23 protein-coding genes are annotated in these 21,516 nt (G+C 33.7%); 20 read left to right on the plus strand and 3 right to left on the minus strand.

Annotated features, from left to right (window positions below; all coding sequences use genetic code 11):
• Window positions 1-14 precede the first annotated feature (14 nt).
• Complete coding sequence (locus tag Q9R40_RS06945) at window positions 15-1,691, plus strand: cell division protein (protein WP_304676991.1); 1,677 nt, start codon at window positions 15-17, stop codon at window positions 1,689-1,691.
• Window positions 1,692-1,749: 58 nt separating this feature from the next.
• On the plus strand, window positions 1,750-3,354 hold the full coding sequence (locus Q9R40_RS06950) for a YfhO family protein (protein ID WP_304676992.1): 1,605 nt from the start codon (window positions 1,750-1,752) through the stop codon (window positions 3,352-3,354).
• Between the two features lie 70 nt (window positions 3,355-3,424).
• Here Q9R40_RS06950 and ybaK read toward each other — a convergent pair whose 3' ends face one another.
• On the minus strand, window positions 3,425-3,928 hold the full coding sequence (gene ybaK, locus Q9R40_RS06955; RefSeq protein WP_053107684.1) for a Cys-tRNA(Pro) deacylase: 504 nt from the start codon (window positions 3,926-3,928) through the stop codon (window positions 3,425-3,427).
• A gap of 61 nt (window positions 3,929-3,989) precedes the next feature.
• Here ybaK and prmA point away from each other — a divergent pair, with 61 nt between their 5' ends.
• From prmA to aspS, 6 genes are all read left to right on the plus strand, one after another.
• The gene (prmA, locus tag Q9R40_RS06960; RefSeq protein ID WP_304676993.1) at window positions 3,990-4,937 is read left to right on the plus strand and encodes a 50S ribosomal protein L11 methyltransferase; all 948 of its coding nucleotides are present in this window, start codon (window positions 3,990-3,992) and stop codon (window positions 4,935-4,937) included.
• Window positions 4,938-4,969: 32 nt separating this feature from the next.
• Window positions 4,970-5,350: a hypothetical protein gene (locus Q9R40_RS06965; RefSeq protein ID WP_271329326.1), complete on the plus strand. Its 381-nt coding sequence runs from the start codon at window positions 4,970-4,972 to the stop codon at window positions 5,348-5,350.
• A 17-nt stretch (window positions 5,351-5,367) separates the two neighbouring features.
• Window positions 5,368-7,617, plus strand: coding sequence for a bifunctional (p)ppGpp synthetase/guanosine-3',5'-bis(diphosphate) 3'-pyrophosphohydrolase (locus Q9R40_RS06970; RefSeq protein ID WP_304676994.1), 2,250 nt, complete (start codon window positions 5,368-5,370; stop codon window positions 7,615-7,617).
• Window positions 7,617-8,054: a D-aminoacyl-tRNA deacylase gene (dtd, locus tag Q9R40_RS06975; RefSeq protein ID WP_297940500.1), complete on the plus strand. Its 438-nt coding sequence runs from the start codon at window positions 7,617-7,619 to the stop codon at window positions 8,052-8,054. The genes Q9R40_RS06970 and dtd overlap by 1 nt, the downstream gene beginning before the upstream one ends.
• 282 nt (window positions 8,055-8,336) lie before the next feature.
• Window positions 8,337-9,623, plus strand: coding sequence for a histidine--tRNA ligase (hisS, locus tag Q9R40_RS06980; RefSeq protein WP_304676995.1), 1,287 nt, complete (start codon window positions 8,337-8,339; stop codon window positions 9,621-9,623).
• A gap of 1 nt (window position 9,624) precedes the next feature.
• The gene (aspS, locus tag Q9R40_RS06985) at window positions 9,625-11,478 is read left to right on the plus strand and encodes an aspartate--tRNA ligase (protein WP_304676996.1); all 1,854 of its coding nucleotides are present in this window, start codon (window positions 9,625-9,627) and stop codon (window positions 11,476-11,478) included.
• Window positions 11,479-11,555: 77 nt separating this feature from the next.
• Here aspS and Q9R40_RS06990 read toward each other — a convergent pair whose 3' ends face one another.
• Window positions 11,556-12,740: an aminotransferase class I/II-fold pyridoxal phosphate-dependent enzyme gene (locus Q9R40_RS06990; protein ID WP_304676997.1), complete on the minus strand. Its 1,185-nt coding sequence runs from the start codon at window positions 12,738-12,740 to the stop codon at window positions 11,556-11,558.
• 104 nt (window positions 12,741-12,844) lie between these two features.
• On the opposite strand from Q9R40_RS06990, the gene msrB reads away from it, so the two are divergent.
• From msrB to Q9R40_RS07030, 8 genes are all read left to right on the plus strand, one after another.
• Complete coding sequence (gene msrB / locus Q9R40_RS06995; protein ID WP_300594657.1) at window positions 12,845-13,273, plus strand: peptide-methionine (R)-S-oxide reductase MsrB; 429 nt, start codon at window positions 12,845-12,847, stop codon at window positions 13,271-13,273.
• Between the two features lie 4 nt (window positions 13,274-13,277).
• Entirely contained in the window at window positions 13,278-14,039 is a 762-nt protein-coding gene (locus Q9R40_RS07000; protein ID WP_304676998.1) for an SGNH/GDSL hydrolase family protein, read from the plus strand.
• A 283-nt stretch (window positions 14,040-14,322) separates the two neighbouring features.
• Entirely contained in the window at window positions 14,323-14,514 is a 192-nt protein-coding gene (locus Q9R40_RS07005) for a hypothetical protein (RefSeq protein ID WP_300593742.1), read from the plus strand.
• Window positions 14,515-14,728: 214 nt separating this feature from the next.
• On the plus strand, window positions 14,729-15,286 hold the full coding sequence (msrA, locus tag Q9R40_RS07010) for a peptide-methionine (S)-S-oxide reductase MsrA (protein WP_300593745.1): 558 nt from the start codon (window positions 14,729-14,731) through the stop codon (window positions 15,284-15,286).
• 65 nt (window positions 15,287-15,351) lie between these two features.
• Window positions 15,352-16,230, plus strand: coding sequence for a YitT family protein (locus Q9R40_RS07015; RefSeq protein WP_300593748.1), 879 nt, complete (start codon window positions 15,352-15,354; stop codon window positions 16,228-16,230).
• Between the two features lie 87 nt (window positions 16,231-16,317).
• Window positions 16,318-16,980 carry a serine dehydratase beta chain gene (locus tag Q9R40_RS07020; RefSeq protein WP_304676999.1) on the plus strand — a complete coding sequence of 221 codons (663 nt, stop codon included), beginning with the start codon at window positions 16,318-16,320 and terminating at the stop codon, window positions 16,978-16,980.
• Between the two features lie 12 nt (window positions 16,981-16,992).
• Entirely contained in the window at window positions 16,993-17,874 is an 882-nt protein-coding gene (gene sdaAA, locus Q9R40_RS07025; RefSeq protein WP_304677000.1) for an L-serine ammonia-lyase, iron-sulfur-dependent, subunit alpha, read from the plus strand.
• Between the two features lies 1 nt (window position 17,875).
• On the plus strand, window positions 17,876-18,196 hold the full coding sequence (locus Q9R40_RS07030; protein WP_300593809.1) for a metal-sulfur cluster assembly factor: 321 nt from the start codon (window positions 17,876-17,878) through the stop codon (window positions 18,194-18,196).
• A 71-nt stretch (window positions 18,197-18,267) separates the two neighbouring features.
• Here Q9R40_RS07030 and Q9R40_RS07035 read toward each other — a convergent pair whose 3' ends face one another.
• Window positions 18,268-19,110: a pyruvate, water dikinase regulatory protein gene (locus tag Q9R40_RS07035; RefSeq protein WP_004897193.1), complete on the minus strand. Its 843-nt coding sequence runs from the start codon at window positions 19,108-19,110 to the stop codon at window positions 18,268-18,270.
• A 150-nt stretch (window positions 19,111-19,260) separates the two neighbouring features.
• Between Q9R40_RS07035 and rpsU the strand changes: the two genes are divergently transcribed.
• The 4 genes from rpsU to ybeY all read left to right on the plus strand — a co-directional run bounded on the left by rpsU (window position 19,261) and on the right by ybeY (window position 21,505).
• Entirely contained in the window at window positions 19,261-19,437 is a 177-nt protein-coding gene (rpsU, locus tag Q9R40_RS07040) for a 30S ribosomal protein S21 (RefSeq protein WP_003647180.1), read from the plus strand.
• Between the two features lie 106 nt (window positions 19,438-19,543).
• The gene (locus Q9R40_RS07045) at window positions 19,544-19,987 is read left to right on the plus strand and encodes a GatB/YqeY domain-containing protein (protein WP_304677001.1); all 444 of its coding nucleotides are present in this window, start codon (window positions 19,544-19,546) and stop codon (window positions 19,985-19,987) included.
• Window positions 19,988-20,065: 78 nt separating this feature from the next.
• On the plus strand, window positions 20,066-20,974 hold the full coding sequence (locus Q9R40_RS07050) for a PhoH family protein (protein ID WP_044496752.1): 909 nt from the start codon (window positions 20,066-20,068) through the stop codon (window positions 20,972-20,974).
• 3 nt (window positions 20,975-20,977) lie between these two features.
• The gene (gene ybeY, locus Q9R40_RS07055) at window positions 20,978-21,505 is read left to right on the plus strand and encodes an rRNA maturation RNase YbeY (protein WP_304677002.1); all 528 of its coding nucleotides are present in this window, start codon (window positions 20,978-20,980) and stop codon (window positions 21,503-21,505) included.
• Window positions 21,506-21,516: the final 11 nt, after the last annotated feature.

The raw sequence follows: 21,516 nt of genomic DNA on the forward strand, positions 1-21,516 counted from the left end.
TGAGATAATTTATTATGAAAAAGTATAAAGAGGACATAATTGATTATTTAATCCCGATTAGTATAGGAATTACGATAGCGATTTTGCTAGTCTTACCCCAATTAATAAATCGTATTGGATTCACCGGTGATGATACAATTTTTCATTTTAGTAGATTTTTGGATACAGCTGAACAAATAAAAAATCATAATTTTAGTTATTTTCAAATGATTTATGGAATGGGACAAACTGGTCGAATCATTAATGCCTTGTATGGTCCATTGTTTGCCTATTTAATGGGAGTATTAGTCTTAATATCAGGATCATGGTTTAGATTTCAGATATTATTAACTATATTGCTTTTTATTATAGGATCTGTAGGTTTCTTTAAACTATCAAGAAAAATAAATATATCTAGGACAGTCGCTAGTATTGTTACATCTTTATTTTTGGTTACTGGTTATACTTTTTATTGGATTTATTCAAATAATGGGAATTGCTTAGGTGCATTTTTGATGCCTTATGTGCTTATGCAGGGAATTGATTTAATTAATAGCGATAAAAAGGAAATTAACTGGATAACTTTAGGTATTACTATTTCTATTTTGGCTCAAATACACTTATTGAGTACTTTTATGGCTGTTTTAGTACTTGTTCCTTGTTTCATTTATGGACTGATACATTCTACAGATAAAAAAAGACTGTGGATTAATGTAGGAAAGTCAATTGTTTTATTTATAATTTTGACAGCTAACGTTTGGGGCGCCTTTATTGATCTGTATACCACTAATACATTGTCGGCACCTCTTGATTTTCCAGCTGTTAACAGTACTTTAAATTTATTTGCTTTTGGTAAAACTACAATGTGGAAATCTATCACTGGAGTAACCACTGTTTTACTATGTTTACAATTGATTTATGTAGGATTTAATTTTAAATCTTCAAAATTAAATACATTTTTAACCTTAGAAGGATTAGTATTTTTATTATTAAGTTCAAATTTGTTCCCCTGGAGTTTTATTGATAAAGAACTTCCAGCGGTCTCAAGCTATTTTCAATTTCCTAATCGTTTTACGGTTTTAGCTTATCCGTTATTATATTTGGGTATTGGTTTAACTCTTACTGAAATTAATAAAAAATGGGGTCTAAAAGTAGGAATAGTAGTCAATGTATTAGTACTTTTGGTCGCTATATGTAACTATAATTCCGATCTAACTGAGGTTAATAATAAAGTTCTGTATGAAAGAACAAATTCTCAAAGAATAGAAAAATTTAAAGATAAAAATCTTTTACATTATTTCACACAACAGCCTAATAATCCTGATTATCTTCCTATTCAACGAAAAATCAGTTCATGGGATATAGAAAAACTAGTAGATAAAGAATTAATTTATGATCAAAGCGTTAATAAAACTGTGATTTCAAATGGTCGTCTTCAGTTGAAATGGAATGAAGAAGAGACAAGTATAAAAACTTTGCCAATTGTTATGTATCACCAATCTGAGTTGAGCATAAATGGCAAAAAAGTAAAACCTAAACTAAATGTCATTGGAATGCCCCAAATTAAAGCTAAAAAAGGAGAGAATGTCGCAATTCTTTCATTTAAAACCCCAATTGCTTTTAAAGGTTTATTATGTGTTACTATAATAGGATGGCTTGGGATACTTACTTATAGTATGGTTAGTTTATTTAAATACTGTAGCCGCAAATAGAAAATTTGCCATACTATGAATATTAGTGTATTTAGGCTCATAGGAAGTTGGTTTAGTAATGTTTTCAAAGAATAAAATAAAATATCAGTCACTCTTAATTGGTGTCTTTTTATTGTTTTGTGCGTTTATAGCAACGTATCCATCTTTTTTAAATAGTTATTTTAAAATTACAATGGATGGACATTTCCCACCACTTGTTAATTTTATGGGATTTGGTCATTGGGGAAATGCTTTTACAGGGATGTATCCTTGGATTAGCGGACTATTTTTTATAATACCGAGAATAGTGTTTACAAATCCAATTCATGCGATTATGATTAGCTATTTTTTAGTAAATCTATTTACTTTAATTAATGCCTATTTTCTTAGTCGTGAATTGACTAAAAAGTATTATTGGCAATTATTAGGAACTCTATTATATGAGTTTAATACATATCACTTATGTGTTCTTTATGGAAGAGATGCTCTCGGAGAGGCATTAGCTTATACTTTCCTACCACTTGTATTTTTAGGCTGTATTCAGATATGGAATAATAAAAAAGTGGGAATATTGACACTGGCTCTTGGCATGGGAATGACGGCTAATTCGCATGTTATTACAATGGCATTTACTTGTCTATTTATAGTCATTATTGAAATTTTTAGGATTTTTGGAAGGAAAATTACTTTAAAAGAAGTTGTAAGATTTATTTATGCAGCTTTGATTACAGGATTGATTGCATGTTTTAGTTTATTAAATATGCTTACGTTAATGCAATCAAACGAGCTATTAACGCCAGGTAAAGGCCTTAGCCAAGTAATTCCAAGCGAAATGTTTGATGCTATGTTGAATAATAGTATTAGTGATAACTTCAGTAGAAGTTGGAATATAGGGATAATCGCTTTCATAATGCTATTGTTTTTAACATTTCAGCTCTTTACCAAAAAAGAGGGAACTTGGAAATATTGGACATTAGGTGCTTGGGCTGTTTTAATATCTACATTCTCGTGGATCCCATATTCTAATTTCGTTGTGAACAGCTTTTTTGGAAATATTCAATTTTTGGGTAGATTAAATTCTTTTGTAGTTGTATTTTTAGTTATTGCTACAGTTTTATACTTTGATAAGTATGGTGCAAAATTATCAGAAAAAACTACATTTTATGTAATTTCGGCTCTTATGATGCTTACTTGTATTTTTGGGTGTGCAACCTACCAAACGCAATTGAACGACAATCCGATTCGATACTATATAACCAAGGAAAATTATTATAGTACGATTAATGACGCAACTAATGCTCAGCATGATTATATGATCACAAAGAACAATAAAGAAGTAATAAGTCAAAAAGTTTTAGATGAAACACCTAAATCATTAAAGACGGTTGATTCGAACTTTAATTCTTTGATATTATCATTTAATGAAAAAAATGGTCAGAAAGTTACATTGCCTTTCATGCTGTATAATGGTGTTAATTATCAGGTTAAGGTAAATGGGAAAAATATCCGAAACTTTAATTCAGGGCAAGTATTATCAATAAAATCACGTACTGGCAGAAATATAGTCAAAGTAACTTCATCTCCAAGTGCACTTAATATATTTACCTTTGTAATTAGTATGATATCGATAACAATTGTATCTATACTTTTAATTATGAATATTGTAAAAAATAAGAAAAATTGAAAACTTGAGTAAAGCAAAAGCTTTCTGGAATTGACTTTAAAAATTCTAGAAAGCTTTTTACTTAATCTTATTATTCTAATAAATCAACAAAAGTAGCATCCGTAACTTTTTGTAAATCATCAGGATTGATCATGATACTTCTACCAACCTCACCACTTGAAACAGCAATTTGATCATGTTCTTTCATACTGCTATCTAGGTAGATAGGAAAATGATGCTTTTGGTAAATTCCAATTGGAGTGTTGGCTCCATGAACATAACCAGTAGTTGCGACTAGCTTCTTAAGTGGAAGTAATTCACATTTTTTGTTACCAGAAGCTTTAGCAAGTTTTTTCATACTTAAGTGCTCGGTAACAGGAACAACCCCAACTACAGGACTATTTTTATTTCCCTCACATACCAAGGTTTTGTAGACCAAAGCCTCTTCATCGTCTAAAATGGAAGTATCCATTTGTTTAACATCGCCTTTTTGAACTGTGGCGAATTGTAATTGCTTATATGGAATCTTTTGTTGGTCGAGCATCTTCTCAATCAACGTTTTATTAAGTTTTTTCTTTTTATTTTTTTTCGACATTTTTCTCACCTTTTAATATCATAAACGTGAGAATTTAACATGTCAAAAGGGGACAAGATTAGTGAAATTATTAGCGATAAAAGTTGAATGTAGTCATGAATTAGAGGATGGATTAAGTTTCTTCATGCAGGATGAACTGGATGCACAGGGAATTGAAAGTCGTAAGCGTAGTGACTTTGTTTTAGAGGGTCAAAAACATGATAGTAGTTTAGTTGAACTAGATGATATTGAAAATCTACCTGAAGATTTGGAATTAACGGCATATTTCGATTATGAAAATGCTGATAAAAAGAAGCTAGTTCAAAAGATTACTGACAAGATAGCTGAAATGAAAAGCTACGGTTTAGACGCTGGTAAGGTTTCAATTAGTACTAAGGAAGTAGCTGATGAAGATTGGAATACGGCTTGGCAAAAATACTACCATGTAATTGATTTTTCAAGACACTTAGCTATTGTTCCTGAATGGGAAGACTATCAACCAGTTTTTTCTGATCAACAATTGATTCGTTTAGATCCAGGACTTGCCTTTGGTACTGGGGGTCATACAACAACACAATTAGTTTTGCTTGCTATGGAACGTGCTTTAGTTAAGCCGATGTCTGTTTTAGATGTTGGTACAGGATCTGGTATTTTAGCAATTGCTGCAAGTAAGCTAGGAGCAAGCCATGTGTTAGGAACTGACATTTCTGATGAAGCTGTTACTGCAGCTAAAGAAAATATTGCCTTAAATAATATTGACAATGTTGATGTGCGCAAGGCTAATCTGTTAAAAGATGTTGATGAAAAATATGATCTAATCGTGGCAAATATTTTGGCTGATATTCTGTTAGAATTAATTCCGGATCTAGATAATCATTTGAATGAAAATGGTAAAATTATTTTCTCAGGAATTGATTATTTACAACTTCCTAAGATAGAGAAGGCGCTAGAAGAGAATAATTTTGTAATTAAAATGAAAATACAAGAAGGCCGCTGGATTGGATTATTAATTGCTAGAAAACCAAATTAAAAATATTAATTAAAAGAAAAGGTAAGCGAAAAATGAAGAAAAATAGTGAAGAAAAGAAAAATTTTAATTTTAGGGTTTCATGGAGTAAAATAAATGAAAAGTCATTTATGCCTCTTATTTGGTTAACTTTATTAGGAGTAATTGTTTGGATTATCTGTCCACTCGTTCATCTAAGTCGAGTTTGGCGAATTGGACTGGTTTTCTTTATTTTTAATACTTATTTAAGCTACCAAATTGGTCGTATTATGCAAATTAGGAAGTTAAGCTACTGGTGGCTGCTTCTTTTTCCTGTAGTTTTTGCTATTGCAGTTTTAATTCACTTTGCTAAATATAATTTCTTATTGTGCTTAGTATATTTAAGTTTTGAATTATTTGGTTTATGGCATGATGATTTTTACAAAGAAAAGAAATAGAGAATAGGTGATGCGTTATGTCAAAATATCATGAAATGACTCATGAAGAAGTTCTTGCTGAATGTAAGAAATATATGAATGATGAACACTTAGCTTTTGTTGAATCAGCATATGAATTTGCTAAGAAAGCACATGAGGGTCAATTCAGAGTTTCCGGGCAACCTTATATCATTCATCCCACTCAAGTTGCTGGAACATTGGCAACTTTACGTTTAGATCCTGATACAGTAGCGGCTGGATATTTACATGATACGGTTGAAGATACACCCGTAACTAACGATGATATTAAAGAAAAATTTGGTAAGGACGTTGCATTTATTGTTGATGGTGTGACTAAATTAAGCAAGATTCAATATAAATCTAAGAGCCATGAAGAATACTTGGCTGATAATCACCGTAAGATGTTAATTGCGATGGCTAAAGATTTACGGGTAATCATGGTTAAATTAGCCGACCGTTTACATAATATGCATACTTTAGACCATTTGCGCCCAGATAAACAAAGAAGAATTGCAGACGAAACCTTAGATATCTATGCTCCTCTTGCTGATCGTTTAGGTATTGGAACAATTAAGTGGGAACTGGAAGATATGAGTTTACATTATCTCAACCCACAACAATATTACCGAATTGTTAATTTGATGCAGTCTAAGCGAAGTGAGCGTGAAGGATATATTGCTGATGCAATCTCGACTTTGAAGCAAACCTTAGATAGCTTAGGCATTAAGTATGAGATTTATGGTCGTCCAAAACATATTTATTCAATTTATAAAAAAATGGTTAATAAGCACAAAGACTTTAGTGAGATTTATGACTTATTAGCTGTTCGAGTAATCGTTAAATCTGTGAAAGATTGTTATGCTGTTTTAGGTGCGGTCCATACTAAATGGAAGCCAATGCCAGGTCGTTTTAAGGATTATATTGCTGTTCCAAAGGTAAACGGTTATCAATCCCTTCATACTACAATTATTGGACCGGGTGGCAAGCCACTAGAGATTCAAATTAGAACAGAAGCTATGCACCAAGTTGCTGAATATGGTGTCGCTGCTCACTGGGCATATAAAGAGGGTGTCAAGGGAGAAGTCGAGCAAACAGATGCAAATAAAAAGCTCAATATGTTCCAAGAAATTCTTGAGCTTCAAAATGAGACCAAAGACTCTCATGAATTTATGAAGAGTGTTAAAACAGATATCTTCTCAGATAGGGTATATGTTTTTACACCTAAAGGTGATGTTTATGAACTTCCTAAAGGCTCAGGTCCTTTAGATTTTGCCTACATGATTCACTCAGAAGTTGGTGCACATTCTGTTGGGGCTAGAATTAATGGTAAAATTGTTCCCCTAGACTACAAATTAAAAACTGGTGACATCGTTGAAATGTTAACTCAAGCATCAGCTCGTCCATCTCGCGACTGGGTTAACTTAGTTAAAACTTCACGTGCTCGTAATAAAATCAAGCGCTTCTTTAAGACTGAAGATAGAGAAGAAAACATTGAAAAGGGACAAAGCATGATTGAACAGGAATTGTCAAATCGTGATTTAGTTCCTAAAGAATTCATGACTAAAGCTGATGTTCAGCGAGTTATTGATCATTTCAACTATCACAACGATGAAGAGTTGTTTGCTGCAGTTGGGTATGGTGAAGTTTCTGCGGCAACAGTCGCAAATCGTTTAACTGAAGATTTACGTAAAAAAGCTGAAGATGAAAAGCAACGTCAACTTGAAGAGAAAATCATGAACGCTGGCCAGCAAAGTACTGAAGAAGATAACGATTCAGATGCTCCAGCAGATATTATGCGTGTTAAGCATAATAATGGAGTGATGGTCCAGGGTGTATCTGACTTAATGCTTCATTTAGCTAAGTGTTGTAATCCAGTCCCGGGTGATCCAATTATTGGTTATGTAACTAAAGGACGCGGCGTAACTATTCATCGTGCAGATTGTCCAAATATAACCGAAGAAGCTAAAAAGCAGGGTCGATTGATTGATGTTGCTTGGGAAAACATTGCCAAAGACAAGAATAAAGAAAACTATAATGCTGATATTGAAATTTATGGTTTTAATCGTTCGCGTCTCTTAAGTGATGTAATAAATGCACTAAATTCTAAGACTAAGAATATTGTCAATATTTCTGGAAAAGTAGACAGTAATAACATGGCTCATATTTATGCAACGGTTTCAGTTAGAGATGCAACTCATTTGGAAGATATTTTAAGTCGAATGAGGGATGTACCAAATGTTTATGAAGCAAAGAGGTCAATTAATTAATGCGTGTTGTTATTCAAAGAGTAAATAAGGCACAAGTTGCTATTGATAACGAAGTTGTAGGTAAAATTAAGCGTGGTTTTCTTTTATTAGTAGGCTTACGGGATGGCGACGAACTAGCACAAGTAAAAAAAGCCGCTGATAAAATTGCTAAAATGCGTATTTTTGAAGATGAAGATGGTAAAACTAATTTGTCTTTGAAAGATGTTAATGGAGAAATTCTAAGCGTTAGTCAGTTTACTTTGCTAGCAAATACTAAAAAAGGAAATCGTCCAAGTTTTGTAGAAGCTATGCGTCCACCTAAGTCAAAACAATTATGGGAAGACTTTAATCATGAGTTAGAAGATAAGGGCTTCCATGTTGAGACAGGTGAATTTGGGGCTGATATGCAGGTCAGTTTAGAAAATGATGGTCCCTTTACAATTGTCTTAGACATTTAAAATATTTAAGTAAAGGCTTACAAAGGTTGACTTTGTTGACGGAAAAATATAAGCTAAAAAGGAATTATCGATGACGAAGAATGTAGATTAGCATGATCTATCTCAGAGACCGCTTGTTTGGTGAGAATAGCGGATAGGTTGCGATCTGTGACACCTTTAGCAGATAATGGATCGTTTCGCGAGCGTTAATCGCAGCAAGCAAAAGGTGGTACCGTGCTAATTTATTGCGCCCTTGACTCAGTTCAAGGGCGCTTTTTTATTACTATATTAAAGGATGATTAAATGAAAGTTCAAAGACCAAAAGGTACAGTCGATATTTTGCCAGGAGAGTCTGGTTCATGGGAAAAAGTAGAATCTATCGCTAGGAACTTTTTTAAAAGAGCTAATTACCGTGAGATAAGAACACCTAGTTTTGAAAATTATGAAGTTTTTTCACGTTCTAGTGGTGAAACTTCAGACGTTGTTTCAAAAGAAATGTACGACTTTAACGATAAAGGGGGTCGTCACATTGCATTGCGTCCTGAAGGAACAGCTGGTGTAGTGCGTGCTTATGTAGAAAATAAACTTTATGGTCCAGATGTTGTAAAGCCATTTAGTGTTTACTACATTGATAATACTTTTAGATATGAAAGACCACAAGCTGGCCGTCAACGTGAATTCCACCAAATCGGTGTTGAAAGTTTTGGCTCTGATAGTCCATTGGCAGATGTAGAAACTTTAATGATGGCACATGATTTACTCGCTGAGTTAGGTGTTAAAAATTATGAGTTACACATTAACAGTTTGGGGAATGCTCAAGTTCGTGAAGCCTATCATGATGCTTTAGTAAATTATTTCACACCAGTTAAAGATCAACTTTCTGAAGATTCACAACGTCGCTTAAGTCAAAATCCATTAAGAATCTTGGATTCAAAAGATGAACGAGATAAGAGGTTTTTACCTAATGCTCCTAAGATTGTTGACTACTTAGATGATGAGTCTCGGGAAAACTTTAAAACAATTACTGATATGTTAGAGCAATTAGGCATTAACTATGTAATGGATGATGATTTAGTTCGTGGTCTTGATTACTACACTGGAATTATTTTTGAGTTCATGGTTGAAGATAAGAACTTATGGGAATCAGCAACTACAATTTTAGGTGGAGGTCGCTACAACCACTTAGTTGAAGAGTTTGATGGGCCAGAAACACCTGCAGTTGGTTTTGGTATTGGTGAAGAAAGATTAATGCTTGTATTGAAAGAGCAAAATCCAGCGCTTTTCCAAGAAGAAGGAATAGATTTCTTTATTACTAATATTGGTGCAGGAACTGAATTCAAAGCTATTGAAGTTGCACGTAGTTTACGTGAACAAGGATTTAGTGCACAATATGATGTTGACCAAAAGAAGCTTAAACAACAGTTTAGAAAAGCTGATCGTGTTCATGCAACATTTGTAATTACTTTAGGAGCTAAAGAATTAGAAAATGGCGTTTTAAATATTAAGCGTTTGAGTGATGGTAAAACCATTGATCTTAGCTTAGAAGATATCAATAATATGCAAGATGTTATAAATAAATTGGAGGATTAACATGGAACATATGGACAAAAGAACTGATTATGCTGGCAATATTACTAGCAAATACGAAGGACAAGAAGTAACCCTTTATGGTTGGGTTCAACGTGTTCGTAATTTAGGAAACTTAGTTTTCATTGACCTTCGTGACCGTGAAGGAATCGTACAAGTTGTTGTTAACAAAGATTCCGGTGAAAAGTTAATGGAAATTGCTGATTCATTAAATAATGAAGATGTAATTGAAGTAAAGGGAAAAGTAGTTAAGCGTTCAAGTGTAAACCCAGAAATGAAGACTGGTGAAGTTGAAGTAGATGCTACTGAAATTGACGTATTAAATAAATCAAAAGTGCCACCATTTGAAATTAAGAATGATATTAATGCGGCAGAACAAACTCGTTTGAAGTACCGCTACCTTGATTTACGTCGTCCAACTCTTCAAAGAGCAATTATTTTACGTTCAAAGATTTTGAAGGCAGTTCACGAATACTTCGATGAACAAGGCTTTATTGATATTGAAACTCCAATTTTAGGTAAATCATCTCCTGAAGGTGCTCGTGACTACTTAGTTCCTTCAAGAATTTACCCAGGTAGTTTCTATGCTTTGCCACAATCACCACAATTATTTAAACAATTATTAATGGGTGCTGGTTTTGATAAGTACTATCAATTAGCTCGTTGTTTCCGTGACGAAGACTTACGTGGTGACCGTCAACCAGAATTTACTCAAATCGATATGGAAACTTCTTTCTTAGATGAACAAGGTGTTCAAGACTATACTGAAGGTCTTTTAAAGAAGATTATGAAAGATGTTATGAACATTGATTTAAAGACGCCAATCAAGCGTATTACTTGGGACGAAGCAATGAACAAGTATGGTTCTGACAAACCTGATACTCGTTATGAAATGTACCTTCATGACTTAAGCCCAATCTTTAAAGATAGTGACTTTAAGGTATTTTCTGGTGCAATTGCTAATGGCGGTGTAGTTAAAGGTATTGCTGTTAAGAATGGTGCTAAAGAATATTCACGTAAGAAGATTGAAGAAAAACAAGACTACATCAAGCGCTACAATGCTAAAGGTTTAGCTTGGGTTAAATATGAAGATGGCGAATTTTCAGGACCTATTGCTCGTTTCTTAACTGATGAAAACAAGGAAGCTTTGAAGAAAGAATTTGATCTTGAAGGCGGCGAATTAATCGTTATTGTTGCTGACAAGTGGAAGGTTGTTACTGATTCACTTGATCATCTACGTCGTGAATTTGCTCATGAAACTGGTATTATTCCAGAAGGTGTCTTTGACTTTGTATGGGTAGTTGACTGGCCATTGTTTGAGTATGATGAAGGTTTAGGTCGCTGGATTGCTGCTCACCACCCATTCACTATGCCAGATGATGAAGGTATTAAGTTGTTAGATACTGATCCTCATAAAGCTCATGCACGTTCATACGATATTGTTATGAACGGAGATGAAATGGGTGGTGGATCAATCCGTATCCACAAACGTTCAATTCAAGAAAAGATGTTTAAGGCTTTAGGTTTCACTAAGAAGCGTGCTTATGAACAATTTGGTTACTTAATGGATGCTTTAGATATGGGATTCCCACCACATGCTGGTCTTGCTATTGGTCTTGATCGATTAGCTATGATGTTAGCAGGTAAGGACAACATTCGTGACGTTACTGCCTTTCCAAAGAATGCTTCTGCTTCTGAGCCAATGATGCATGCTCCAGCTCCAGTTGCTGATAAGCAATTAACGGATATTGGTATTGAAGTTGAAAAGCAATATGAAGACAGTGTTAAGGAAACTGAACAACGTCTTGAAAAAGAAGCTCAAGAAGATGCTGATAAGAATTCAACTTGGGATGAATAATCTTAGTTAAAAAAATTGAATAACAAAAAATTGCATTACCTAACTTTTAAAGTAGGTAATGCAATTTTTTTATTTATTTAAATATTTTCAACAAATTTTGCAATTCGTTTTAAGGCTTCTTGTAATTGTTCTGTTGAAGAAGCATAAGACATTCTAACATATCCTTGGCCGCCTTTACCGAAATAGCGCCCTGGTGTCACACCAACTTTGGCCTTAGTAGCCAATTCATTAGCAAAGGCTTCATCATCGGTACCAAATGCGTCTGGAATCTTAGCAAATATATAGAAAGCTCCTTGAGGAGTAGACATTTCAAAGCCTAATTTTTCTAGTCCAGCCTTCATAAACTTTAAGCGGTCTTCGTAAATCTGACGTGATTCAAGTGGATCATTTTGTCCATTATTTAAGGCTTCAATTGCAGCAGCTTGAACATTATCCGTTACAGAGGTAACAAGAAATGCATTTACTTTTTGAATGGTTTTCATAATATCTGCAGGAGCTGCAATATATCCTAGACGCCAACCTGTCATTGCGTATGCTTTTGAAAGCCCTGAAATTAGAATGTTGCGCTCAGGAATATATTGAGATAAAGAGTGATGAACATTATTATCGTAAACCAATTCACCATATATTTCGTCTGTAACCGAGAAGAGATGGTACTTGGCAATAACTTCTGCAAGTGCCTTTAAAGTGGCTGCTGGATAAACACGACCTGTCGGGTTAGATGGATCAGTTAAAATGATTGCTTTAGCGCCTTTTCCTTCATTTTGTAGTACTGTCTCAAGATGTTCAGGAGTCAGGATAAAATCATCTTTTGAAGTATCAATTTGGACTGGGATAGCTCCCGTTAATTTAATTAATTGAAAATATAAAGCCCATACTGGAGTAGGAACTAAAATTTTATCACCTGGATTTAAAATTGACATGAATACATCATTTAAAGCACCAGTAGCTCCAACTGTAACGCAAATTTCAGTTTTTGAATCGTATTTAACGTCAAGACTACGATCAAGGTAGTTGCTAATAGCTTCTAATAACTCAGGTTTACCGGCTTGTGGTGCATAATGCGAGTCATTTGCTTTAATATCAGCAATAGCTGCATCTTTAACATGATCTGGTGTATTTAAATCTGGTTCTCCAATCGTTAATTTAATAATTCCTGGGATTTGAGACGCTTTTTCATCAAAGGCTCTAATTTTTGAAGGTCCTAAAGAATTTAGTCGTGTATTTTTTGTAAGTGATAAATCATTTGCTAATTTTGGCATAAAAAATCCCCCTCTAATATTATAGATTATTGTATAGAAACAAAAATCATGAGACAACATTTTTATGTTAAAATTTGGTATCTTTAATTTTAGAAGGTGAAAAAATGTTTGATAAAAAAGAAGCTCTTAAAAAATTAAATTCTGAGCAATATGAAGTTACACAACATGCAGCAACTGAAATGCCTTTTAGTGGAAAATATAATGATTTTAATCAAAAAGGAATTTATGTCGATGTAGTTTCCGGTGAACCACTTTTTTCAAGTCAAGATAAATATGATGCAGGATGTGGTTGGCCAAGTTTTACTAAACCAATAAAAAAATTAAGTTATAGACGGGATCAATCCCATGGAATGGAACGAACAGAAGTGAAAAGCCCCATTGCTGATTCCCACTTAGGTCATGTTTTTACTGATGGACCAGTCGATCAGGGAGGATTAAGATATTGTATTAATTCTGCTTCCTTAAAATTCATTCCATATGATAAGCTAGAAGAGGAAGGCTATAATCAATATAAAAAAATATTTGAGGAATAGGATCATGAATTTAATACAAGTTTTTGATAATTTGAAGATTCCAGAAGAAAATATTCCTGAATTATTAGAGTTTGCTGGTCAACATGAAGACTTTTTGACAAAGATAGTTAAAGCCTCTGGTAATCAGGTTGAATACAGTGTAAGTGGGACACAGTCTACTAATAGTAAGCTTGTAGATAAACAGATTGCCTTTTTAGGAAGTTCTGTTACTTATGGTGCAGGTGCCTTGAGTGAATCATTCGTAGATTATTTAAGAAAAAAAGATGGGATTTACCCATTTAAAGAAGCTGTTTCCGGAACAACCTTAGCAGAAAATGGTGATGATTCTTATGTAGCACGTTTGGAGAAACTTCCAATTTTAGAAAATATAAGTGCGTTTGTTTTGCAACTTTCAACTAATGATGCTAAAGCTGACATTCCTTTAGGTAAAATTAGTGAAAGTGACAAATATGATATTACAACTAGTATTGGGGCAATTGAATTCATTTTAGAATATGTTAAAAAGACTTGGAATTGTCCTGTTTTGATTTATTCTAATCCATCTTTTGATTCTGAAAAATATGGTGAATTAGTAGAAGCAACAAAAGAGTTACAAAAGAAATGGAAATTTAAGTTTCTTAATATGTGGGATGACAAGCGCTTTGATTACAATGAAAAAGACCGTCATCTCTATATGGTTGACGATATTCATCCCACTCGTGCTGGATATAAGTTGAGCTGGCTTCCTGAATTTGAAAAAGCGCTTAATGATATTTATGAAAATTAGTTTTATTTAAAATCCATCTTTTGATTTTATATAATCGAGAGATGGATTTTTTTATTCTTTTGCAGATAAAATAAATTTATATTTATTACGTTAATATAATTATGTAAAGTGTTGTTTTGAAAATAGATTTAATATAAACGCCGGCTATAATCGATGCACTTAACAGCAGTGATAGCTATAAAACTAAATATTATGACTAAGAAAGAAATTATAAATCTGTTATCATAGCAATATCTAATATCACTTAGATTTGTTTTATGTTTAATTAGAAAGATGATATTTAATGGTTAAACTAACAGAAGCTAGAAAAAAAGCTAATAAAAAATGGGATGAACATAATAAAGATAGAAAGAACTACATAGTTAAACGATCCACTACAAAGAACTTTATTCTTAAGTCGGCTACGGAAGAAGATTTAAAAAATATAGAGTCCTATATAATAGAAAGAAGAGCAAAGTTAAAGGAAAGTAAGTAATATAAAAAAGAAGTCACTTCAGAATATTAGTTCTAAAGTGACTTTTCTTGTACAAGAAATAAAGCTTAGTCAATAATATAAATAGAAAAATAATTTTTCTAAAAGTACCACAAAAGTACCACAATTTTGATAAACATTGATTTTTTAGAAAGTTAGTGGAAATATAGTGAAAGTAATCCATAATTATTCAAATTTAGAAAGAAGTGCTAATAAAATGAAAGACGTTAAATCCCTTGATAACAATGAAAAAACGCAGTATGACACAGCTATCTTTGCTGGCGGTTGTTTCTGGTGCATGGTTGCTCCTTTCGATACATATCCTGGTGTCATAAAGGTCGAATCAGGTTATACCGGTGGAGTCGTGCCTAACCCTACTTACGAACAAGTTTGTACGGGATTAACTGGGCATACTGAGGCGGTTCGCATTACTTATGATCCAAATAAACTATCTTATGAGGATTTAGTTAATATTTATTGGCAAGTTACTGATCCAACTGATGCTATGGGACAATTTCAAGATCGCGGCAGTCAATATCAACCAGTGATTTACTATAATTCACCTGAACAAAAAGAAATTGCTGAGCAATCACGTAAATCTTTAGCAGATTCAAATAAGTTTTCAGATCCAATTGTAACCCGTATTGAACCAGCAAAGCCTTTCTATTTGGCTGAAGATTACCATCAAGATTTCTATAAAAAAGATCCAGCACGGTATGCTTTAGAAGAGGCCGGAGGGAGAGAACAATTTATCAAAAAACATTGGAAAAAATAGACTTGTTTTTAACTATAAATATCTTTACACTAGATACGTTATGAACATAGTAAAAGAGGAAAATTATGAGTACATTAGAAAGGCTTTCGCGGCGTCATATTTTAATTTCAAAGTTATCAGCAGCTTTGTTTTATGCTTTAGCCGTTGCTATCGCCTTAAACTTTTTCTGGCAACCTGGTAAAATTTATGCTTCTGGAATTACTGGTTTTGCCCAAATTTTACAGTCTGTATCAGAACGATATTTACCATTTACATTAGCGACATCAGTGATGTATTTTGTATTAAATATTCCATTGTTTATTCTAGGATGGTTTAAAATTGGCCATCGCTTTACGATTTTTACTTTAATTGCAGTTTTATTGGCATCTATCATGATGAAAATTATTGCTCCAATTAAGATGAGCTATGATCCAATTATTTGTGCAATTTTTGGTGGGGTAATTAATGGTGTTGGTACTGGGATCGCTTTAAAATCTGGTATCTCTACCGGTGGATTAGATGTCTTAGGGATTATTTTGCGAAAGAAAACTGGTAAAAGTTTTGGTCAAATAAATATCTTTTTTAACCTAATTATCGTAATATGTGCTGGTTTTGTATTTGGATGGACTCGAGCTCTATATACAGCTTTGAATATCTTTGTCAATGGGAAGGTAATAGATGCTGTCTATAATCAACATCAAAAGATGCAGGTATTAATTGTAACAGAACATCCTAAACATATTATTGATGGAATTCAGGCTAAAATGCATCGTGGAATTACTATTCTGCATGATGCCGAGGGTGCGTATAGTCATACTGAAAAGACAGTCTTATTAATGGTAATTGATAAATATGATATGTATGACATTTATAATATTGTCTTAAACCATGATCCTTATGCCTTCATGAGTTTAAGCGAAGTTTCGAAGGTATATGGAAGATTCAAGGAACAGACGCCAGTTTAGATGTTACTAGAAAACGATTATTTCACTTTATACAACAAAGGAAATGGTCGTTTTTCTTTAAAAATATTTTTATGTAGGGAATCTAAGATGGAAAATCGTTTTAAAAGTGTTTTTGATATCATTGGTCCAGTTATGATTGGACCCTCTAGTTCACATACAGCTGGTGCAGTAGCAATTGGTAGAGAAGGGAATAAGCTTTTTGGAGGAATTCCTAAAAAGGTTACTGTTCATTATTATGGTTCTTTTGCTCAAACTCATCGTGGACATGGTACTGATTATGCAATTGCCGCTGGGATTTTGGGCTTTACCACTTCTGACTTACGAGTACCAAAAGCTCCAGAAATTGCACGTAAGCGCGGTATTGATATTAGATTTGTAGAGGAAAAGGGAGAAAGCCCCATTCATCACCCGAATACAGCGATTTTAGATATGACTGATGGTCATAAAAAAGTTCAGTTGGCAGGCTGTTCTATTGGTGGTGGGGCAATAGAAATTCGACGCTTAGTAATCCATGATATTGTGGTTGAGCCAAGCGGTACGTTGCCCATTGTTCTATTGATTGATCCAGAAAGAAAAATAAAAAATCAAAGATCCTTAACTTCCTTTTTACAACAAAAGGCACCCTTTAATGAGAGTAGAATATATAAAAGTCCTGACTATTACATCTATGAATATGATATTCAAAACTATTTTAAGCCTTCTTTAATTGGAGAACTCAAGAAAAAATATAAAAACATTGTTTATTTATGAAATGAGAAACTAATGTACAATCATATTAAAGAAATTGTTGCAGACGCTGAAAAAACAGAAAAGCCTATTTCAGAATTAATAATTGAGCAAGAATGCAAATTATCAGGTCTATCTAGAGAAAAAGTATGGACTAAAATGAAATATAATCTTGAAACCATGCGAGCTGCAGTTAGTAAAGGAAGTAGTGGTAAAGGAGTATTTTCTCATACTGGCTTAACAGGTGGTGAAGCGATTAAAATAAAGAATTATCGTGAAAAAGGACATACTCTTTCTGGTGATTTTATGATGGAAGCTGTGCAAAATGCCGTAGCGACAAATGAAGTAAATGCTGCGATGGGCGTCATTTGTGCAACCCCAACAGCTGGCTCTTCTGGCACACTTCCAGGTATTTTATTTATGCTTGAAAAAAAGCTCAACTTAAATGAAGAGCAAATGATTCGCTTTCTCTTTACTGCAGGAGGAATGGGATTAGTTATTGGAAATAATGCGGAAATTGCTGGGGCAACCGGCGGATGCCAAGCAGAAGTCGGTTCAGCATCCGCAATGGGCGCATCAGCGGCTGTAGAAATAGCTGGTGGTACACCTACGCAAAGCTCCCAAGCTTTGGCGATTGCGATGTCTAATTTATTAGGATTAGTGTGTGATCCAATAGCAGGACTAGTAGAAGTACCCTGTGTAAAAAGAAATGCCATTGGAGCAGGCAACGCACTAATTGCGGCTGATATGGCACTAGCTGGATGTACCAGTGTTATTCCGGCTGATGAATGTATTGATGCTATGAAAAAAGTGGGTCATCAAATGCCAGTATCATTAAGAGAAACTGGTATTGGGGGATTAGCAGGCACTCCAACAGGACAGGCTATTAAGGCTAGAATTTTTGGAAAAGATGTTTAAAATGCGGACTAGTGAAGAAATTAAGCAAAATATTATCAATCAACTAGCAACTGTCATAGACCCAGAGTTAGGAGTAGATATTGTTAATCTAGGACTAGTCTACGAGCTTGATTTAGATGAAGGTGGAATTTGTTTGATTAATATGACTTTAACCACTCCAGCTTGTCCTTTAACAGAAGTATTAATTGAATTGGTTACTACAGCAGTTATGAAGGTTCCTGAAGTCAAAAATGTTGATGTTGAGTTCGTTTGGTACCCAGTTTGGAGTCCAGAAAAGATGAGTGATCAAGCTAAAAAATATTTTGGATATGATAAAAAATAAAATAAATAGAAGCAAAAAAAGATCTTTCAAAATTTAATGAAAGATCTTTTTAAAATGTTTAATTTTATTTGTTACTTAGCGTAGTCATCAATACCGAGGTGTTCTAAAATTAGTGCTGCTGTTTCTTCAATTGAACGATGAGCAACGTTAATTACATAGCAACCAAGTTTCTTATAAAGTTTATTGGCTGCTTCAAGTTCTGCATTGATAGAATCCATATTAGAATAAGTTGTATCTGGATTTAAGCCATAGGCTATCATTCTTTGACGTCTGATTTCATTCAAAACGGATGGATCATTTGTTAAACCAATGATTTTCTTAGGATTAATCTTATAAATCTCATCTGGAATATGGGTTTGAGGCACAAGTGGTAAATTAGCGACCTTAAGATTCTTGTTAGCTAAGAATAAAGAAAGTGGAGTCTTAGAAGTTCTAGAAACACCAAGTAAAACAACGTCAGCTTCTAAGAAACCTTTTGGATCTTTTCCGTCATCATACATAACAGCAAATTCCATTGCGGAAATTCTATCAAAGTAATTTTGACCCATATGGTGAACAGCACCGATTTCATGTTTAGGTTCTTCACCAGTTAAAGCATGAATGTTGTCAATTACGCCAGAAAGTAAGTCGACGTATTTCATATTATGTTCACGTGCAAATTTAATTACAGCCAATTGTTCATCTTCGTGAATCAAGGTAAAGGCAATTAATACGTTTTCAAATTCTGTGATTTCACTAAAAACTTTTTCTAGCTTTTCTCGATTTGTAATAAAAGGATAGCGCCGGTAGTTAAACTTAACATTTGGATATTGTACCGCACCAGCTTGGACCATATTGAAAGCTGTATCACCTACAGAGTCAGAAATAATAATTAGATTAACAATTTTTTGATTTTCTTTTTTTTCTTCAGTCATATATTTCACCTCATTATTTATCTAAATTATACCAAAATAAGTAAGAAAAATGTTAATCGACTATTGACCGTTTTTTCTCGTTTAGCTATAATTTAACTATATTGTTGTGGCACATATTTGTGTGCCAAGAAATGGAAGGAGGGATCTCACATGGCTAAGACAATCGTTCACGAAAACGAGTCTATTGATGATGCTCTTCGTCGTTTCAAACGTTCCGTTTCTAGAAGTGGTACCTTGCAAGAATACCGCAAGCGTGAATTCTACGAAAAACCAAGCGTTAAGAGAAAGTTAAAATCCGAAGCTGCTCGTAAGCGTAGACATTATTAATATAGAAAAAGCTCCTGGTAGAAAAATCTTCTATCAAGAGCTTTTTTTATATAAAAAGTTTAAAATAGACTGTGTAAGTTTTGATTAAAGAGGAGAATTAAATACAATGTCACTAAATGATACTTTAATGCAAGATATGAAAACAGCTATGAAAGCCAAAGATAAGGAAGCTTTAACTACAATTCGCTCGCTTAAGGCTGCAGTAATGAATTATAAAATTAAAGTGGGACATGATCTAACTAGTGATGATGAATTAACAGTTTTGTCCAGCGCTCTTAAGCAACGTAAAGAATCTTTAGAAGAATTTACTAAGGCTGGCAGAGATGATTTAATTAATCAAACAAAGAATGAAATGAAATTAATTGAAGAATACATGCCAAAGCAAATGTCTAAGGAAGAACTTGAAGCAACTGTTGAAGAAACAATTAAAGAAGTTGGAGCAAGTTCTAAAAAAGACTTTGGTAAAGTTATGCAAGCATTAATGCCAAAAATTAAAGGTAAGGCTGATGGTAAAGCCGCTTCTTCAATTGTTGGTAAAAAGCTTAACTAATAGCTTTTATTAGACGGAGGATTTTAAGTGGGACAAACTATAGAAGCAACATTTACACCAACTAAACCAGAAACAATCATGAATTTAGTTGGAATTAACGATGCAAATTTGCGTTTAATTGAAGAATCTTATGATGTGCAGGTAACTGATACTGGTAGTGAAATCGAAGTAACCGGAGAAGAAAGCATTGTTAAGAAAATTATGCAAATTTTTACTGCTTTGGATAAGGTTGTTACCCGTGGAGTTACTATTACTGCAACTGATGTTGTTAGTGCAATTAAGATGGCAGATAAGGGAACTTTAGAATTTTTTGGAGAATTATATAATAAAATTCTAATTAGGGATGCGAAAGGTCGTCCAGTCCGCGTTAAGAATATGGGACAAAAACGCTATATCGAGGCTATTCAAAAATATGATGTCGTTTTTGGAATTGGGCCAGCTGGTACAGGAAAGACTTTCCTAGCCGTAGTTATGGCAATTGCTGCCTTTAAAAAAGGAGAAGTGTCCCGGATTATTTTAACTAGGCCAGCAGTAGAAGCAGGCGAATCATTAGGATTTCTTCCAGGTGATTTAAAAGAAAAAGTTGATCCATATTTAAGACCAATCTATGATTCTTTATATGCTATTTTAGGTGTAGAACCAACCAACCGTTTAATGGAACGCGGGGTTATTGAAGTAGCTCCTCTAGCATATATGCGCGGTAGAACTTTGGATGATGCTTTTGTAATTCTAGACGAAGCACAAAATACAACACAGGCACAAATGAAGATGTTTTTAACAAGATTAGGATTTAATTCTAAAATGGTTGTCAATGGGGACCAGACCCAAATTGACTTACCAGGAAAAGCAAAGAGTGGATTATTACAAGCTGAACATATTTTACAGAATATTGAGCAAGTAAAATTTATTAACTTTACTTTTAATGATGTTGTTCGTCATCCCGTTGTGGCCAAAATTGTTAGAGCATATGAAGAAGAGGGACACTAAGAGTTGAATAATTTAGATATTTCTTTTAATGATGAAGTTAATTTCTTAAAAGATAGCGATAAAGATTGGATTCCATGGATTAGCAACTTATTATTATCAGCAAAAAAAGAAATTCATAAAGAGAATGCTCAAGAAATGAGTATTAACTTTGTTTCTTCCAAAAAAATCCATGAAATTAATAAAAAATACCGCGGTAAAGATCGTCCAACTGATGTAATCTCTTTTGCAATTGAAGATGGATTAGATGAAGACTTTATGAGTGCTTTTAGTGACGATCCTGATTTTGTAGAAGATATTGGGGATTTATTTCTTTGCCCTGAAGTCATCAAAAGACATAGTGTAGAGTATGAAACTGGATTTAATCGGGAGTTTGGATATACACTAGTTCATGGATACCTTCACTTAAATGGTTATGATCATATCGAAGATGATGAAGCCAAGGTTATGTTCGGTATCCAAGGTAAAGTTTTACGTGAATATGGACTTCCGCTTCATCCTGATCAAGAAAATCATGGAAAGCAAATTCACTAAAACTTAAATAA

The organism is uncultured Lactobacillus sp. (assembly GCF_948948975.1).
Classification (GTDB): domain Bacteria; phylum Bacillota; class Bacilli; order Lactobacillales; family Lactobacillaceae; genus Lactobacillus.